This is a genomic window from Bradyrhizobium sp. Ec3.3 (assembly GCF_000472925.1).
Lineage (GTDB): Bacteria > Pseudomonadota > Alphaproteobacteria > Rhizobiales > Xanthobacteraceae > Bradyrhizobium.
Window position 1 is genome coordinate 172,544 of record NZ_AXAS01000017.1, and the last position, 15,396, is coordinate 187,939.

Genomic DNA, 15,396 nt, shown 5'->3' on the forward strand with positions numbered 1-15,396 from the left:
CGGTTTAGTTCCCGCCGACTATTGCGCCGAGCGAATTGGACTTGCAATGGCGGCGGCTTCAAGACTGGCTTAGATGCAACGTTAGATCGTGGAGGAGGTTGTTTCATGTCTGACAATTTGCCGGCCATCGAGTTTCCCGCAGCGATCGTCGACCTAAAATACCCGCTGATGCGGCTTCGGCAGGCGTTGGACGGGAAGGGCCAGGTGCGCATCGTGGCCATGGGATCATCCTCGACTGCCGGACGAGGCGATGTCGTCCCGTATCCTTATCGGCTCGAGATGTATCTGCGACAATACTTCAAGGATGTTGTCCACCGGCCGGACATCCGGATTGACGTGCTCAACCGGGGCAGGGGCGGAGAAGAGGCAAACGAAGAACTCGGACGCTTCGACACCGATATTTTCCATGATGATCCGGCACTGGTCATCTGGCAGGTTGGAACGAACGCGGTCTTTCACAACGACATATACGACGTGGACGTCGTTGCCGGGAACATCAGGAAGGGCCTGGCGCAATTGCGCGCTCGCGGCTTCGAGGTTCTGGTGATTGATCCGCAGTATACGACGAAGATGCTCTGGGATGATCGAGCCGAGCTCTCGGACAAGATGGTCCGGCTGATCCGCGATGCGGCCAATGAGGCCGAGGTCAGTCTGTTTCAGCGCTGGGCGCTCATGCGGCATTGGCACGTGCAGGACAACGTGTCGTTCGAGCAATTGATAGACACGAGCGATCCTGACAAGCTGCATCAGGGCGACTGGAGCACTCAGCAGATCTCTTTCGCCCTCAAGAACGCCATCATCAAGGCGACCGGGCTGATGGCTTGAGAGGGCCGCTGTGGCTCACGCTTGCAGATAGCGCTCCTTCAGTGCGATGCGCTCGGCGGTGCCGAGCCTAAGGCCGTCGCGCAAATAGGTTTCGAGATCGCCATAGTCAGCGCGCACGGCTTCGAAGCCGGCCTCGAGATAGGAGGCCTCCACTGAACCGATCGCGTCGCGGACGTCCTGCGGCAATTCGGATGCCGCCGACGCATCGCGGCGGTAGAACCGATTCGTCAGCAGATAGTCTTCCGCGATGGTCTCCTCGGGCACGCCGAGCGCATGAAGGATCAGCGCGCAGGCAAAGCCGGTGCGGTCCTTGCCGGCGGTACAGTGGATGACGAGTGGCGCGCGGTCCTCCAGGAGATGACCGAACAGCGCGCGAAAACTGTGCGTGTTTTGGCGAACATAGTTGCGGTAGGACTCGCGCATGATCTCGAGCGCAACGGGCGCGGTCAACGTGCCCTCGGCCATCTGCGCCCTGAGCGCTGCTACAACTGTCGGCTCGATCGGCAGCGAATGCGTGGTGATCTCGCGCACACCGCATAGCGCGTCGGCGCGCTCCTCGACGCCGCGGAAATCAAACGCGCTTCTCACACCCAGGCCGCGGACGATCTCGACATCGGCCTCGGTCAGCAGGCCAAGATGATTGGAGCGGAAGAGGCGCCGCCAACGCGTCTGCCGGCCGTCGGCGGTGGGATAACCGCCGAGGTCTCGAAAATTGCTGGCGCCTTGCAAGGCGAGGTGGCGGGCAGGGGAGTCTGACATAAGATCAGCCTGGGCTATGTTGCCGGCAGAATCGGTCGCGCGGCTCGTGCGCGATATACTTGAGCTCTACTACAGGGGACGAACATGGACGGGCACAAGGCCATTATTTTGGCTGTCGCCGTCTCGGCAGGCGGAACCTTCCTTGCGACCGGTGCGAACGCGCAGACGTTTCAGGGCTACCGTTGCGCTGACGGTACGCAGTTCATCGTGGCATTCTACGCGGACGACAAGCGCGCCTTCATGCAGATCGATGGTGGTGCCATTCCGCTCGCCAAGCGACCGACGCTGTCGGGGGCGCGTTACTCGGGCGCCGGGATCACACTCAAGATCGGCAAGACCGGTACCACGGTCAAGCATCTGAAGCGGCCGGTCACAGCCTGCGAACTGAGCTGAGCGCAAGAATCGAACACGAATCAAAAAGGGCCGAAACGATTTCGTTTCGACCCTTTTTCAAACTTCCGCCGGACGCTTGCGAGCGCGGGGCGGTACCGAAGGCAGCGCAGGCATCAGCGATCCCATTTCGGCTTGGCTTCCTCGATCGCCTCCTGGTGATACCAGCTGCCGCTGCAGATCGTCTCGACGACGGGAGAAGAGACGTGATCGGCCGGCAGACTGGCCTCGCCGTAGCGGCGACCGCCGAGAGCCGCACGGCCCCCGACGGGGAATTGGTAGATCGTGGCCGACCCTTGGCCCAAGTTACTGTTCATCATTGCGGTATCTCCTTCAGCCGGAGCGCTTGACCTCCATGGTGCGCCCGACTCGTTCGCTTATGGTTACTGGGTCACCCCATATTGGCCCTGCTTGTCGAAATGCAAAGTGCCGAAAACGACATCATTGTTGGCCTAATTTGTAGGCAGTGGCGCCTCTGCACCCTGCAAGGCAGGTTCCGTGTGATGAACGCGTGGGCCATTGCGAAGGTTGCGAGGAGATGGCCAAGGGCTTCGCGAAAATTGCGAGCAATTGGCGCTGCTTTAGCCGGTGGCCGGGTGCAGCGCGGCACATGCTGTCAAATCGGGCGTTTTCTGCGGTTTTTTGCGGTGCGCGGTAACGTAAAGGTGCGCTGCTTTGACGCACGCATCCGTGAATCGCCGCCGAGGTTCGCAGCCTGACGGCTGGTGGTGGAAAACCTCCCGCAGTGCGGCGTTTTGGCACGCGAAATGCTTGTTAAGCGCCGGCCGATGGTGGCCGGGTACAACGTGCGGGGGCCACTGGTCCCCACCTTTCGCATCATCTACAGAGAGGCTCAATGACCAAGTACAAGCTCGAGTACATCTGGCTCGACGGATATACGCCGACTCCGAATTTGCGCGGCAAAACTCAGATCAAGGAATTCGCGTCGTTCCCGACGCTCGAGCAGCTTCCGCTCTGGGGCTTCGATGGCTCCTCCACCCAGCAGGCCGAAGGCCACAGCTCCGATTGCGTGCTGAAGCCGGTCGCGGTGTTCCCGGATGGCGCCCGCACCAACGGCGTGCTCGTGATGTGCGAAGTCATGATGCCCGACGGCAAGACCCCGCATGCGTCCAACAAGCGCGCCACCATCCTCGACGACGCCGGCGCCTGGTTCGGCTTCGAGCAGGAGTATTTCTTCTACAAGGACGGCCGTCCGCTCGGCTTCCCGTCGTCCGGCTATCCGGCGCCGCAGGGCCCGTACTACACCGGCGTCGGCTTCTCGAACGTCGGCGACGTCGCGCGCAAGATCGTGGAAGAGCATCTCGACCTCTGCCTCGCGGCCGGCATCAACCATGAAGGCATCAACGCGGAAGTCGCGAAGGGCCAGTGGGAATTCCAGATTTTCGGCAAAGGCTCCAAGAAGGCCGCTGACGAAATGTGGATGGCCCGCTACCTGATGCTGCGCCTGACCGAGAAGTACGGCATCGACATCGAGTTCCACTGCAAGCCGCTCGGCGATACCGACTGGAACGGCTCCGGCATGCACGCCAACTTCTCGACCGAGTACATGCGTACGGTCGGCGGTAAGGAGTATTTCGAGGCGCTGATGGCGGCCTTCGATAAGAACCTCATGGACCACATCGCCGTCTACGGTCCGGACAACGACAAGCGTCTGACCGGCAAGCACGAGACCGCGCCCTGGAACAAGTTCAGCTATGGCGTGGCCGACCGCGGTGCTTCGATCCGCGTTCCGCACTCTTTCGTCAACAACGGCTACAAGGGCTATCTGGAAGACCGTCGTCCGAACTCGCAGGGCGACCCATACCAGATCGCTTCGCAGATCCTGAAGACGATCTCGTCCGTGCCGACCGACAAGAAGGCGGCCGCCTAAAATCCTTCTGGCCCGGACCTTGGGGGCTTGGTCCGGGTTGGCTCTCAAATCCGCCGAGGCCGAGGGGCTTCGGCGGATTTATGCATTTCGATGACAGTTGGCGATATCGAGCGTTGGGTCCGGGTGCACGAAACTTGTCTGTCACGGCCGAAAGCGGGATAGACTGGCGCCTCGGATGCGCGCAGGCCGGGGACACGGCTGGTGTTGGAAGGTTTCTACAAGGTACGGTTTCAGCTCGGCGAAGCTGTTGGCCGCAGCGTCATGCATGTCGGCGGCGGCAAGATGCTGGGCGGCAACTCGGCCTTTGCCCATATCGGCACTTATGAGAAGACGGGCGAGGAGGTCGCGATCGTCATCAAGACCGTGCGCCATAATCCCGATCCGAATTATCGCGCGATGGCCGGCACTGATGATGCGACCCTGATAGCGAAGGGCTGGCCGGACGGCGATCTCTTCCGTTTCAAGGGCGAGCTGAAGGAATTGCCAGGCGTGCCCTTCCAGTCGGTGATGATGCCGATCAGGGAGGACGAGGTGCCGATCGCCGGCGGCGTCGGGGAGGGCGGCATCGCCAATGGCCTCTATTCGATCCATCTGCGGATGCTGGACGGCATCGAAGGGGGCCTCACCGGCGTCATGCTGCTCAACCAGGGGCGCATCCTCGGCGGCGATGCCTCGTTCTACTATCTCGGCAGCTACACGGCTGCGAACGGCCGCTGGAAGGGCCAGATCCTGAACCAGGAGCACACGCCGGCCCGCGATGAAAACCCGGTGTTCGGCGGCCATGAGGTCGGCATCGGCTTCTCCGGCACCTATGACGACGAGCAGGCGGTGCTCGAAGCGACGGCGCTCGCCGGTAAACGCAGCCTGCGGCTGACCGCGACGCTGAAGCTGATGCATCGCGCCTGATTGATCGACGGGGACCATGGAAAACACCGTTCGCATGCTCTCGACGCTCGGCCTGATGGGGGCGATGCGCAGCCTGTCCGCCGCTTACGAAGCCGCGACCGGTGTCCACATCGACGCCGACTTCGCGCCGACCCAGGCGCTGCTCAAGCGTTTGCGGGATGGGGAGGCCGCCGATCTCGTGATCCTGACGCGTGAAGGCCTCGACGAGGTCATCGCCGAGGGCCGCGTGGTGGCGGACAGCGCGGCTGACCTCGCGCGCTCCTATGTCGGCATCGCCGTGCGGGCAGGCGAGGCGCATCCTGACATTTTCAGTGAAAGCGCCTTGCGCAAGACGCTGCTTGCGGCGCGATCCGTCGCCTATTCGCGGCTGGGCGCGAGCGGGATCTACTTTGCCGAGCTGATCGGACGAATGGGCATTGCGGCTGAGATCACCGCCAGGGCGACCATCGTGCAGCAGGGCTTTACCGCGCAACGGCTGGTCAGCGGCGAGGCCGATCTCGCCGTGCAGCAGATCAGCGAGTTGAAGCAGGTCGAAGGCATCGAAGTGGTCGGGCCGATCCCGCTCGACCTGCAGACGCCGGCGCTGTTCTCGGCCGGCCGCATGGCGAGCGCGAAAAATGCTGAGGCCGCCGATCGGCTGTTGCGCTATCTGGCCTCGCCCGAGGTTGCGCCCGTGCTGCGGCAGTCGGGCCTCGAGCCTTGAATTCGCCAACGCCCGGACGCAACCTTCTGGCCATGCGGAAAGCTCTCTGCGCCTTTTTCCTGACGTTCGCGGCACCGCTCGCCGCACATGCGCAATCGGCCGATCTCGTGCTGTGTGATCGGCTGGCGGCCGATCCCAGCGATCCGGATAAGCCGGCCGACGTGAAGGGGGTGGCCGAGGTCGCGAGCGCCGACATCGCGACTGCGATCAAGTTCTGCAAGACGGCCGCAGGCGGCTCGCGCCGCGCGATGTACGAGCTCGGGCGCGCCTACGCCGCCAATCGTCAGGCGGGGGAGGCGATGGCAGCGTGGCGCAAGGCGGCCGACAAGGGCTCGAGCGCGGCAATGGTCGAGCTTGGCGTGCTCTACGGCACCGGCGCAGGCGTCGCCAGGGACGAGGCGCAGGCGCGAAAGCTGTTCGAGAAGGCGGCGCAGGCCGGCAATCCCCGCGGCGTCAGCAATCTTGCCGCGCTTGGCGGTTCGCCCGGGGCAGCTCCGGCCGATCCGGCGCGGGCGCGCGAACTGCTCGGCAAGGCCGCCGAGACCAACGCGGAGGCGCAATATCAGCTTGGCCTGATGCTCGCGAGCGGCGATGGCGGTCAAAAGGACGATGTTGCGGCGCGCGCTCTGTTCGAGAAGGCGGCCGCGCAAAACCATCCGGGCGCGCTGGAGCGGATGGGCGCGTTCGCACAGGAAGGTCGCGGCGGTCCGAAGGATGCGACCGCCGCGAAGGCCTATTATGAGCGCGCCGCCGCGCTCGGCGATGAAGACGCCAAGAAGGCGCTGGAGCGGATCCGCTGTCCCTATGCGATCAAGAACAAGCAGGGCCAGCTCGTCACCACTCTGTGCTTCTGATCGCGGCACGCGTGTGACGCGTGCAATCCCGCAAGGTTGATCGAGCGCAACGAAATGCGACGACACGCCACGATAGGCTGTGCCGCAAGGCGGCCGGTCGCGCCGACCGCTGCCGCAAGAAGAACAATGGAGTTAGCAAATGCGACGGCGAAGCTGGGCGCTGGCCTTGGCGTTGATGGGCACTTCGGTGGTGCCGGCAATGGCGCAGGACCTGAAGTCTCCAACCGCTGGCGACTATGTGCCGCGGCTCGGCGACATCATGGGCGCGGCACAGACGCGGCATCAAAAGCTCTGGTTGGCCGGCAAAGCGCAGAACTGGGAGCTCGCCGCCTATGAGCTGCGCCAGCTGAAGGCCAGCCTGGTCGAGGCCGCGTTGCTCTACTCCGGCATTCCCGTCAGCAACGTCACGACGCTGGAAGCGCCGTTGCAATCAGCGTCGGATGCGATCTCCGCGAAGGACGGCCGCAAATTCGCGAAGGCCGTCAGTGATCTGACCGAGGGCTGCAATTCCTGTCATCGGTCCATGAACCGCAGTTTTGTGGTGATGAGAGTTCCGACCGATCAGCGACCCTACGGAAATCAGCAGTTCTCGCCGCAGGGCAGGCCGTGACGGAACCTCGTTCGCGCCCCCGTCGTTGAGACCTGAACGAACAGGAGTCGCGACGTGATCCGCAAATTGGCGTCCGGCGAATACCGGCTCTACTCACGCAAGGTGAACCCGAAGACCGGCAAGCGCCGCAACCTCGGAACGTTCAAGAGCCGCGCGGCGGCCGAGAAGCACGAGCGCGAGGTGCAGTATTTCAAGCGGCACTAGAATGCCGTCCCGGACCGGGCAACAAAAAGATCGAAAACAACCCCATGCAAAGTAGCCGGCACAGCGCTGGCGGAATGCGGATTTAGCGAAATCTGTTGACGCGTCGGGCAAGTCAGAGGCATGATGGCATCATCGGAGCGGAAAGCGCCTCTCCAACGGAGCGGCCTGCGCGGAAAAGCCGGATGGTCTCGGCGAGGCGGCGGTGCTAGATAACCCGCGAGTAGAAATCGCTTTCCGGGATTTCCTTCGTTGCTGAACGGGCTCTACAAGGTCGAATACGGCGTCAACGACGCGTTCGGCCGCAGCATCATGTGCATGCACAACGGCAAGCTGCTGGGCGGTAATTCCGCCTTCGCGCATCTCGGCACCTATGAGGAGCGTGGCGGCGAGATCATCGGAGAGGTGATCACCGAGCGTCACAACAACGATCCCTACTACAAGCCGCTGATGGGCATCGATGTCGCCGCCATCAGCGTGCGCGGCCGGACCACCGGCAATGGCATCCGTTTCGAGGGCGAAGCCGCTCCGGTGCCGGGCGCGATGTTCTGGGCCGAGCTTACGCGGCTCGATGACGATGCGTTGCCGCCGCGGGGCATCGTCGGAGCAGGCGGCATCGCAAACGGGCTCTATGCGATCCATTTGCGCGCTCGACGGGGTCGATGCCGGGCTCTCGGGCGTGATGCTGCTGATGGACGGCCGCATCCTCGGTGGCGACGCGTTCTTCTATTATCTCGGGTCCTACTCTTCAGCGGATGGCCGGTGGAAGGGCGAAATCGTCAACCAGGAGCATACGCCGGCGAAGGGCGAGAATCCCGTCTTCGGCGGTTACGAGGTCGGCATCGGTTTTTCAGGGAGCTGCACCGCGGACAGCGGTGAGCTCGAAGGCATCGCGCTCGCGGGCAAGCGCAGCCTGCGCCTTGCGGCTTCGCTCAAGCTGATGCGGCGGGCCTAAGGCATGATCCGGAAAAGTGTGAAACGGTTTTCCCTCGCGACAAACGCGGAACGCGTTTGCGCGGAGATCATGCTCAAACAACAACCTAAAGCGCGATGACGATTCAGACTAATCTCATCGCGCTTAAGGGCGTGCGGTCTAGCGATGACTTCCTGAGGCAGCGCAAGGCACATCGCGATTTCAATGATGCCACGGAGGACGTCTGCGTCTTGGGATGATGCAAAAAGAAGCTTGGCCATGACTGGGTTGGGTGCGGGGACCGGCATGCCCTCTTCCAGTGCGCTCATTTCAGCGATCCGCGCGCGGTCCGCGGCGATCTGATTTCGATAGAACGGTCCGACTTGCCTTTCGGTCTCAGCGTCGTATTCCCGGGAGAACGCTCCGGGGTCGTCGATGTGTCGGCGGGCAACATTACGGAGCACCTGTGCATGCAGAAGGCCGACGCTCAAGCCCCTTCCTGCGGATGGGTTGGTACATGCCCATGCATCACCTACAGCGGCGAATCCGGTGATGACGGGCTGACCATCGACGACAAACCGTCGGTACCGGTCGACAACCCCCGCCATCAGAAGGACGGGTGTTATTGGCTCGCCATCGAGCCAATGGGCTTGCCGCGGGCACGCGGAGACGACGCGATGGAATGTCGCCGTATCACGCAAGGCTCGCATCGCCTTGTTCTTCGCCGAGGTATACAAGGTAATTGACCAAGTATCATTGTCCCCGTCCAAGGTAAGGATCGAGAACAAGCCCATCGGCGTGAGCGCGCGACCCATCCTACGGGGCCGCTGCTGCCCGGAGAAATATCGCGTAAAATAAGCGAAGTTGCTGTCTTCGGCTTCCTCGATCGGGCTGCGGGCTCCCGCGCTGACGATCCAATCGCAAGCCGGGCTTCGCCGTCCCATGGCGTCGATTACCAGATCGGCGCGAATTTCTTCGCCAGACGTCGTACGTACCCCTGCAACGTGCGGCACACCAGGGATCGCCGAAGCGCCCGTAATCAATTCGCGAACCTTGGTCCCCCGACGGATCCTCACGTTAGGCGCGGCTTGCGCCATTGCAGCCACGGCCCACTCTACGATGGGTCTCCGACCAGTGACGAAGCGTATGGTCTCGTCGCCCGGACGCGGTGTCCGGTCCGTTATGGATCTGGGAAGAGATTGGCTGTCGAGATAGTCCACCCAAACGCAACCGGCTCGAAGCAGATCATCCGTCAAGCCCGGCAATTCTTGATCGCTGATCATCCGAAATCGCGAACTGAGGTTATGAGGTTGCCTGAATTGGGCAACTCCGGGGCGTTCCCACGAATCCCATCCCTCGGCAGATGCGATAGGTTGACCTGTCGGGTCGGCCTCCAGGACTGTGACGTGGTGGCCGTCGCGACCAAGCATCATCGCTGCGCATAATCCAATCACGCCTCCACCGCAAAACAGGATTTTGCTCATCCCTCTCTCCCTAGAGGTCGGCCGACCGTGGAAGCGGACGGAATCCTCATCGTTTCCCGCGGCGAAATGACAACGACCGCCAATCACGCGGGCAGGACCGACTCAAGACATAGGTCTATATGGAGAACCGGAGGTTCAAAGCCCTCGTCAGCTCACCTTCGTGGAAACCGCCTTTCTTGGGCGGACTTGAATGCCAAACCGCAGGTACGATTGTATCTTGAGCGGATCGTCTGCGAATGGCACAGGTCTTCGCCAACAACGGAGCTCTCGCATGACCATGAACAGTATCGGTATTCCCGAAGGTTTCGAGCCTCACTTCCGCAAGAGCCCTTTCACCGATCCTTGGGAACCGCTCTATTCAAAGCGGACGGACAAAGCCGTGATCATCGGATTGCGGCTAGCCAAGCCGCACACCAACGCGCGTGGCAACGTTCATGGCGGGCTGATCTCAGCGCTTGCTGACAACGCGATGGGCTATAGTTGCGCACAGGCGATTGGCTGGGCATCGTCGCTAGCGACGATCACTCTCGCGGTCGACTTCACTGGCATCGCGCAGATCGGGCAATGGCTCGCTGTGGACAGCGAGGTGATCAAAACCGGCAGAACGGTCTGCTTCGCGCAAAGCCTAATCAAGGCCGACGACAGTATAATCGCTCGGGCAAACGCCACGTTTCGCGTGGTGCCGAAGCATGAGGGTGACACTCATCCCCGTTAGCCGTTGACGCCCGCGCCAAACAATCGGTCTGAGAGAGCTTTTAGATCGATCCAGATCTGCTCCGGTCAACATGCGAAGAACTCAATATGAGCAGCTCGGGTCCGCTATACACCGCCGTCCGGACTTCAACGAGGCGCGCAACCACGTCGCTGATCGGCCATCACCGGACTCATGTGCCGCAGCAGTCCGACACGCATTGTGGTCCAGCGGCGCCTGCGATGAAGCAACCAAACGAAGGCACTTCAGACTGCGAACAAAAGCGTCATATCCCGATTTAGAAAGCCTTAAGGTCTCTCCTTCATATCGCGGGTTCGATGGTGCCACCGGCACGGCGGATGCCCGGTACCGTCTGGATGCCTATCCAACGCTCTCGAATAGAGCACTCTAACAAAGCCAGCGCGACTAACCGAAGACCTTCGGGGGACCTGCCTCATGGGGCGAAGACGCGCGTCGACTTACCATATCCAACGCAAACTGCTGATTACTCGCGAATGGCGGCGTTGGCTTCAGACTCATTCGATCGATCGCGGGGCAGCCACCGCCCGCGATACGTTGAGGTTCTTTTGCGAACTAGAGGACAAGCGCTCCCCGCTCCTGAAATTCCAAGCGAGGGGGCGAGACAAGTGGAAAATTATCAGCGGCTGGTTGCTCGCTTGCGGCCAGCATGGGGACGGACAATGCCCGCAGTCTTAGACCCCGAAGAGATTGTTGTCTTGGCCAACCACGGAGTGATGAGACTGCGCTCTGCAGTCGCGAGAGCGATGGCGTTGCTGCCCGAAGATCGCGATGTGGCGACAATAGTCCGAAAAGGCCAGCTGTCGCAGTCGATCCTTGGTTTCGAGCAGATCAAGCAGCTTGCGGCGCAGTGGGAGCCGGCGGAGCAGCCTGTACCTCCGGAGACTGCCTCACCGGGTCCGTAGCCATCTGGCGGCCTCGCTGCTGAAGAGGAAGCTTCCGGGGCCCACCAGGGATGATGCGTTCTCGTAAGTCGAGACTGCCGTGCGTCCTGCTCAATGTCCGCTAGGCCCTCGATAGCGAACCAGCTTCCGCATCGCCGCGAAATGACGCGATGGGCCATCAGTCGACATTTCGGCAGGGCTGCTCAACGTCCGCTGTCGCCAACAGCGGACATTAAGCAAACGTATCATTACCCTCGCCATGGCCGGATGCTTCCGGTTTTTTACCGTCACCCGGTGCTTCGACCGTTCGCCCTAATAGGAGGGCGGTCGCGGTGCTTCGACACTAAACTCTCAAGGCCGAAACCTGCACGCGTTGCAAGATGCTTCCGGGAGAATGGTTGTTAAATCTTAGTGCTTGTTCGAATGAATTTTCGTGGGAATCACTCGCGCAAAATCAATGCATCATTGGCGCGATTCTATAGATAACTTGTAAACGTTCGGATCGAATTTGTCGCCGCGCTCTCTACCAACGACTGGACGGCGGAGCTGGATGAATGCCATTTTTTCCTAAGCCGTGGGATCCGCGCACCTTCATCCCAAGACCAGTGTCGAGCGGAACCAAGGCAGAGGCGTTCGAAGTTGCTGCGTTAGTGTCACGGGGGATCGCGATGATGAGACGAGCAATCCCGGCTTTTGTAGCATTGATTGCGCTCAGCCAAACGGCCACAGCCGGTGTCTCTTGCGCCGTTGTCCGTTTCTATGTCGCCAAATACTCGGAAGCGGCCGCTGAGACCTGGGCACGAAGTCACGGCGCCAGCGATGCCGAAATCGAAACGGCGCGTCGTTGTCTGCATCATAGCGCTAACGTGCAGACTGCAACCTCGGCTGCGAGGTCACAGGTGCTCGCTCCTGTAACCGAGCAGGAGCGGGCCCGGCGCGAACCAAACGAACGCGATCCAGATCAGGAAGCGTCGCTCGTCGTATCTGTACAGGATCAGCGCGCCGACCCCGAGAAGGATAGTCATGACGACAAACCACGCGTTCAAGGCATCATCAGTCCGAAGGATATCGAGGATCCTTCCGCCGGGCATGTGAGCCACGAGGTCAAGGATCTCGTTCCCTCCGATAGAAAGACTATCACGTTGCGTCCACGCGTGGGCTCTATGCATCGCGCCGACGGTAGGGGAGTGTCGGGCCATGTGGCATGGTTCAAGCGACTCTGGGGTCACCTAGTTGGGCAGCGCCGATCCAGCATCGCTTTTTTTGCGTTTCCTCGATGGGGATCGAATAAGGTACGGCGTCATCTCAGCGGGACCGTACCAGGCCGTCGCGCTTGATCGATGCCAGACGATGATGCGTCGGTCGAACTCCAGGATTTGGGCCTTCAGCGCCCGCAATTGACTGCCGACAGCTGCAAGACATGCGCGGGCCACCTCTGGGAGCCGGCGGTCGGCTGTATCGGCGACGACTTCCAGCAATTGCTCGACACCCCGGCGCCCGACGAGAGCGACAATCCCGAATTCGGCAAGATAGGCGCGGATTGAATTGATGACCGCAGTCTGCTGGCGGATGAAGAGATGGCGCGCTCGATGCAGCATCAGGCCGCTCTGTTGCTCGACCGTCTTGGTCGGCACGAACCGCATGTTGGGTCTCGTGACCGCCTCGCAAATCGCCTCCGCATCGGTGGTGTCGTTCTTCTGCCGCTTGACGTAAGGCTTCACATAGGCCGGAGGCATCAACCGCACCGTATGCCCAACGCCTGCAGTTCGCGGGACCAATAATGGAATGACGCGCAAGCCTCGATCCCTACCAGGGACGGCGACAACTTCTCAAAGAAGGACAGCACGAAACGGCGCTTGAGCTGGCGGCGGATCACCACCTGACCGGTTCCATCGACGCCATGCACTTGAAAGACCGACTTCGCGATATCCAGACCAATCGTCGAAATTGACTGCATAGGCTGCTCCTCCGAATCGTGGGAGCCTCAAACGGCGCCCACTCCTTGGCACTCTCGTGCCCGTGGAGGAGCCGTCCACAGCATCAAAACCGGAACTCAGCCAGGCAGTCACGGGGCGAGGCCGCTAGGCGGGCTTGCTACGCTTCGCCGTCTCGCACTGCTTGTTGCAGCCGGCATCGAGCCGCTTGCAGCGATTCCTTTATGCGGCTCGCCATGGCGTCAACCGCGGAATCCAGCGCGGCACATTAGTCCGAAAGCTCTCGTACTCCGTGCCGAATGTTTGCTTGAGCGTCGGTTCTTCGTACATCACCACAAAGAGATGAAAAAACAGCCAGAGTAGCGCGCCGTACCAGAGGAGACGCCAGTCACCAAACAAAAGGGCCTGACCAAAAATGACTGCGACGACCGCGATGTAGATTGGATTTCGCACGTAGCGATAAAGGCCAGTCACTACGAGCTTTTGTGTCGGCGCGATCGGGGCGGGCGTCCCCAGCCCCTCCAGCGCAAAACGGGCAAATGAATCCACAAGTCCGGGCACTCCGACGATGATCAATATACCGCCGAGGATGCGGGTTAGATCGACGCCGAAAAAAGCTGGCCGAAATTCCCACTGCGTGACCCACCAGGGGACGAAGCCTGCCAGCACCAACGGCGCAATGACGAAGAACAGAGCGGAGCCCAAGATAGCAATCGCTTTCGACATTGCGTACTCCTACGACCCGACAAGAATAGCTCAGCAAATCACTTTCTGCTTCGAGCGTTGAACGTGGCTCCACAATTAGTTGTGCCGGCCGTCGAGTTCTACAGCAGCCGCTCCCAGAGCCTTCAGGAGTCCGTCGGGAGCCTTTCCCTCCACCAGTTAGGGGGGCCTCGATCCACACAAACGCACCCATGGACTCCGCTGGGTCACCGAGAGGCATCGTAGTCGGAAACTACCTAGCATCCCGCACTTAGACCCGGCTCGCGATCTGGAGGCGAGGGGGTTAGGTCATGATGGCCTATCCGAGCGGCAGCGGATTACGACGCCTGGCGTGAGAAGCGCGACGGGACCGCCTGGAAGGATCGGATGCACGAACTTGCGATGCCGCTGCCGACGCAGAGGCTCGACGGAACGGCGCGCTGCTTCTGTGGCGATGCGATCACAAACGCCACGGTCGGCGCTCATGTCCGCGCCGCGCACTCCGCAATCGGCGCGCGGTAATATGTTACTGGATCGAGGATGAAGAACGCACGATGAGGTGTGATGGTTCGGTCAAATGAAGAGTAGCGCGAGCGCCATCAGTGCCGCCGTTAGCACGGACAGCGAGGTGACAGACACGATGAACGACAAGTCATTGTCCATGCCCGCACGCTACTCGTTTCCGTGAGGCGCTGGATTCACATGCGATAATGCGCAGGGGCCGCGAGTAGGCAATGGTTTGCGTGACCAGTGCCACTAGCGGCCTCGGCCTAACCAAGCCTCCAGCCGGTTGCCGGGGCTGCTAGCCCTTTGGGGCGGATTCGTGTTTTCCGCCGGAGTGCCTATCTTCCGCTCATGCGTAGCGCCTTTCAGCTTTGCCTGGCGACCGCCGGGAAGCAGGTCCCCTCGGGGCCGGAGTGGTTTCACGAAGTCAAACACGACGGCTACCGGATGCTGGTGATCCGGGAGAACGCACGCGTGCGCCTGCTGTCCCGCAACGGCAGCGACTGGACGAAACGTTATCCGTGGATCGCCGAAGCCGCGCTGAAGAACCGGCAGAGGCACTTCGTCATCGACGGCGAGGTCGTGATTTTCGGCGTTGACCGCATTTCCGACTTCAATGCGCTGCACTCCCGCAAGCACGATCACGAGGTCCAACTCTACGCCTTCGATGTTCTGGCCATCGGCGGCGACGATCTGCGCGATTTGCCGCTGCATCTGCGCAAGACCAAACTGGAGACACTGTTGGCACACAGGCCGGACGGGATCACCGTTGCCCCGTTCGAGCGCGGCGAGATGACCGGCCTTACCGGGGCGGGCGACAGAAGCACTGGATCAAGATGCTATGGGGCGGGGCGGACGGCGAGGGTTTGTGGCACGCTCGGCGCTCTGTCCAAAGACACCAAAGGAGCGCCACATGTCGCAACCTTTTGAGGCGAGCAGATCCCTCACCGCCCTCGAGCAGGATAGCACGATCATCGCCGTAATCGAGATGGCTCAATCGAAGTGGTTGGCAGCCGCGGTTGTTCCTGGCATCAAACGCCAGCCGCTCAAAAGGCTCGATGCGGATGCGGAGTCGCTGTTGAAGCTCTTGCATCGTTGGCGCAAGG

General features: G+C 61.4%; 18 protein-coding genes and 2 pseudogenes. 13 read left to right on the plus strand and 7 right to left on the minus strand.

Annotated features, from left to right (window positions below; genetic code table 11):
• Positions 1–117: 117 nt before the first annotated feature.
• Positions 118–825 carry an SGNH/GDSL hydrolase family protein gene (locus tag YUU_RS0119560; RefSeq protein ID WP_245288044.1) on the plus strand — a complete coding sequence of 236 codons (708 nt, stop codon included), beginning with the start codon at positions 118–120 and terminating at the stop codon, positions 823–825.
• 15 nt (positions 826–840) lie between these two features.
• Here the strand turns inward: YUU_RS0119560 and YUU_RS0119565 are convergent, their stop codons facing one another.
• Complete coding sequence (locus YUU_RS0119565; RefSeq protein WP_027523926.1) at positions 841–1,584, minus strand: tyrosine-protein phosphatase; 744 nt, start codon at positions 1,582–1,584, stop codon at positions 841–843.
• Positions 1,585–1,668: 84 nt separating this feature from the next.
• On the opposite strand from YUU_RS0119565, the gene YUU_RS0119570 reads away from it, so the two are divergent.
• Positions 1,669–1,977: an MliC family protein gene (locus YUU_RS0119570; RefSeq protein ID WP_027523927.1), complete on the plus strand. Its 309-nt coding sequence runs from the start codon at positions 1,669–1,671 to the stop codon at positions 1,975–1,977.
• A gap of 113 nt (positions 1,978–2,090) precedes the next feature.
• Here the strand turns inward: YUU_RS0119570 and YUU_RS0119575 are convergent, their stop codons facing one another.
• On the minus strand, positions 2,091–2,294 hold the full coding sequence (locus YUU_RS0119575) for a DUF2735 domain-containing protein (protein WP_027523928.1): 204 nt from the start codon (positions 2,292–2,294) through the stop codon (positions 2,091–2,093).
• Between the two features lie 536 nt (positions 2,295–2,830).
• Here YUU_RS0119575 and YUU_RS0119580 point away from each other — a divergent pair.
• From YUU_RS0119580 to YUU_RS62710, 7 genes and pseudogenes are all read left to right on the plus strand, one after another.
• Positions 2,831–3,865, plus strand: coding sequence for a glutamine synthetase beta-grasp domain-containing protein (locus YUU_RS0119580; RefSeq protein WP_027523929.1), 1,035 nt, complete (start codon positions 2,831–2,833; stop codon positions 3,863–3,865).
• A 201-nt stretch (positions 3,866–4,066) separates the two neighbouring features.
• Positions 4,067–4,771 (plus strand): GrlR family regulatory protein, encoded by a 705-nt coding sequence (locus YUU_RS0119585; RefSeq protein WP_027523930.1) that lies wholly within the window; start codon positions 4,067–4,069, stop codon positions 4,769–4,771.
• Between the two features lie 16 nt (positions 4,772–4,787).
• Positions 4,788–5,474, plus strand: coding sequence for a substrate-binding domain-containing protein (locus YUU_RS0119590; protein ID WP_027523931.1), 687 nt, complete (start codon positions 4,788–4,790; stop codon positions 5,472–5,474).
• A 32-nt stretch (positions 5,475–5,506) separates the two neighbouring features.
• Positions 5,507–6,328: a tetratricopeptide repeat protein gene (locus YUU_RS0119595; protein ID WP_027523932.1), complete on the plus strand. Its 822-nt coding sequence runs from the start codon at positions 5,507–5,509 to the stop codon at positions 6,326–6,328.
• 139 nt (positions 6,329–6,467) lie between these two features.
• Positions 6,468–6,938, plus strand: a complete 471-nt coding sequence (locus YUU_RS0119600) for a hypothetical protein (RefSeq protein WP_027523933.1) — start codon at positions 6,468–6,470, stop codon at positions 6,936–6,938.
• Positions 6,939–6,992: 54 nt separating this feature from the next.
• Positions 6,993–7,142 (plus strand): hypothetical protein, encoded by a 150-nt coding sequence (locus tag YUU_RS58750; RefSeq protein WP_007609497.1) that lies wholly within the window; start codon positions 6,993–6,995, stop codon positions 7,140–7,142.
• A gap of 249 nt (positions 7,143–7,391) precedes the next feature.
• Positions 7,392–8,094 (plus strand): annotated as a pseudogene (locus YUU_RS62710) (GrlR family regulatory protein).
• Here YUU_RS62710 and YUU_RS51185 read toward each other — a convergent pair.
• Positions 8,091–9,536: an NAD(P)/FAD-dependent oxidoreductase gene (locus tag YUU_RS51185; RefSeq protein ID WP_156944391.1), complete on the minus strand. Its 1,446-nt coding sequence runs from the start codon at positions 9,534–9,536 to the stop codon at positions 8,091–8,093. The pseudogene YUU_RS62710 and the gene YUU_RS51185 sit on opposite strands and share 4 nt — an antisense overlap.
• A 277-nt stretch (positions 9,537–9,813) precedes the next feature.
• Here YUU_RS51185 and YUU_RS0119620 point away from each other — a divergent pair, with 277 nt between their 5' ends.
• Positions 9,814–10,251 carry a PaaI family thioesterase gene (locus YUU_RS0119620; protein WP_035662806.1) on the plus strand — a complete coding sequence of 146 codons (438 nt, stop codon included), beginning with the start codon at positions 9,814–9,816 and terminating at the stop codon, positions 10,249–10,251.
• A gap of 1,792 nt (positions 10,252–12,043) precedes the next feature.
• Here YUU_RS0119620 and YUU_RS62360 read toward each other — a convergent pair.
• From YUU_RS62360 to YUU_RS0119640, 4 genes are all read right to left on the minus strand, one after another.
• Positions 12,044–12,175 (minus strand): hypothetical protein, encoded by a 132-nt coding sequence (locus YUU_RS62360; RefSeq protein ID WP_256375283.1) that lies wholly within the window; start codon positions 12,173–12,175, stop codon positions 12,044–12,046.
• 204 nt (positions 12,176–12,379) lie between these two features.
• The gene (locus YUU_RS62715; RefSeq protein WP_198031780.1) at positions 12,380–12,793 is read right to left on the minus strand and encodes a transposase; all 414 of its coding nucleotides are present in this window, start codon (positions 12,791–12,793) and stop codon (positions 12,380–12,382) included.
• Between the two features lie 92 nt (positions 12,794–12,885).
• Positions 12,886–13,107, minus strand: coding sequence for an IS110 family transposase (locus tag YUU_RS62720; protein WP_051389802.1), 222 nt, complete (start codon positions 13,105–13,107; stop codon positions 12,886–12,888).
• 199 nt (positions 13,108–13,306) lie between these two features.
• A complete protein-coding gene (locus YUU_RS0119640) occupies positions 13,307–13,810 on the minus strand; it encodes an isoprenylcysteine carboxylmethyltransferase family protein (protein ID WP_027523937.1) in 504 nt (167 codons plus the stop codon).
• 363 nt (positions 13,811–14,173) lie between these two features.
• On the opposite strand from YUU_RS0119640, the gene YUU_RS62365 reads away from it, so the two are divergent.
• The 3 genes and pseudogenes from YUU_RS62365 to YUU_RS0119660 all read left to right on the plus strand — a co-directional run.
• Entirely contained in the window at positions 14,174–14,308 is a 135-nt protein-coding gene (locus tag YUU_RS62365) for a hypothetical protein (protein WP_256375282.1), read from the plus strand.
• Between the two features lie 288 nt (positions 14,309–14,596).
• Positions 14,597–15,220: an RNA ligase family protein gene (locus YUU_RS51195; RefSeq protein ID WP_245288047.1), complete on the plus strand. Its 624-nt coding sequence runs from the start codon at positions 14,597–14,599 to the stop codon at positions 15,218–15,220.
• Positions 15,204–15,396, plus strand: a pseudogene (locus YUU_RS0119660) (IS110 family transposase); the annotation flags it as partial. The gene YUU_RS51195 and the pseudogene YUU_RS0119660, both read left to right, overlap by 17 nt.

What these genes read in the sequence shown, in the direction of transcription:
- YUU_RS0119575 (WP_027523928.1), bottom strand. Translation starts at nt 2,294, where the DNA reads ATGATGAACAGTAACTTGGGCCAAGGGTCGGCCACGATCTACCAATTC.
- YUU_RS0119595 (WP_027523932.1), top strand. Translation starts at nt 5,507, where the DNA reads ATGCGGAAAGCTCTCTGCGCCTTTTTCCTGACGTTCGCGGCACCGCTC.
- YUU_RS0119580 (WP_027523929.1), top strand. Translation starts at nt 2,831, where the DNA reads ATGACCAAGTACAAGCTCGAGTACATCTGGCTCGACGGATATACGCCG.
- YUU_RS0119590 (WP_027523931.1), top strand. Translation starts at nt 4,788, where the DNA reads ATGGAAAACACCGTTCGCATGCTCTCGACGCTCGGCCTGATGGGGGCG.
- YUU_RS51185 (WP_156944391.1), bottom strand. Translation starts at nt 9,536, where the DNA reads ATGAGCAAAATCCTGTTTTGCGGTGGAGGCGTGATTGGATTATGCGCA.
- YUU_RS62365 (WP_256375282.1), top strand. Translation starts at nt 14,174, where the DNA reads ATGCACGAACTTGCGATGCCGCTGCCGACGCAGAGGCTCGACGGAACG.
- YUU_RS62720 (WP_051389802.1), bottom strand. Translation starts at nt 13,107, where the DNA reads ATGCAGTCAATTTCGACGATTGGTCTGGATATCGCGAAGTCGGTCTTT.
- YUU_RS0119570 (WP_027523927.1), top strand. Translation starts at nt 1,669, where the DNA reads ATGGACGGGCACAAGGCCATTATTTTGGCTGTCGCCGTCTCGGCAGGC.
- YUU_RS0119565 (WP_027523926.1), bottom strand. Translation starts at nt 1,584, where the DNA reads ATGTCAGACTCCCCTGCCCGCCACCTCGCCTTGCAAGGCGCCAGCAAT.
- YUU_RS0119600 (WP_027523933.1), top strand. Translation starts at nt 6,468, where the DNA reads ATGCGACGGCGAAGCTGGGCGCTGGCCTTGGCGTTGATGGGCACTTCG.
- YUU_RS0119620 (WP_035662806.1), top strand. Translation starts at nt 9,814, where the DNA reads ATGAACAGTATCGGTATTCCCGAAGGTTTCGAGCCTCACTTCCGCAAG.
- YUU_RS0119640 (WP_027523937.1), bottom strand. Translation starts at nt 13,810, where the DNA reads ATGTCGAAAGCGATTGCTATCTTGGGCTCCGCTCTGTTCTTCGTCATT.
- YUU_RS62360 (WP_256375283.1), bottom strand. Translation starts at nt 12,175, where the DNA reads ATGACTATCCTTCTCGGGGTCGGCGCGCTGATCCTGTACAGATACGAC.
- YUU_RS62715 (WP_198031780.1), bottom strand. Translation starts at nt 12,793, where the DNA reads ATGCGGTTCGTGCCGACCAAGACGGTCGAGCAACAGAGCGGCCTGATG.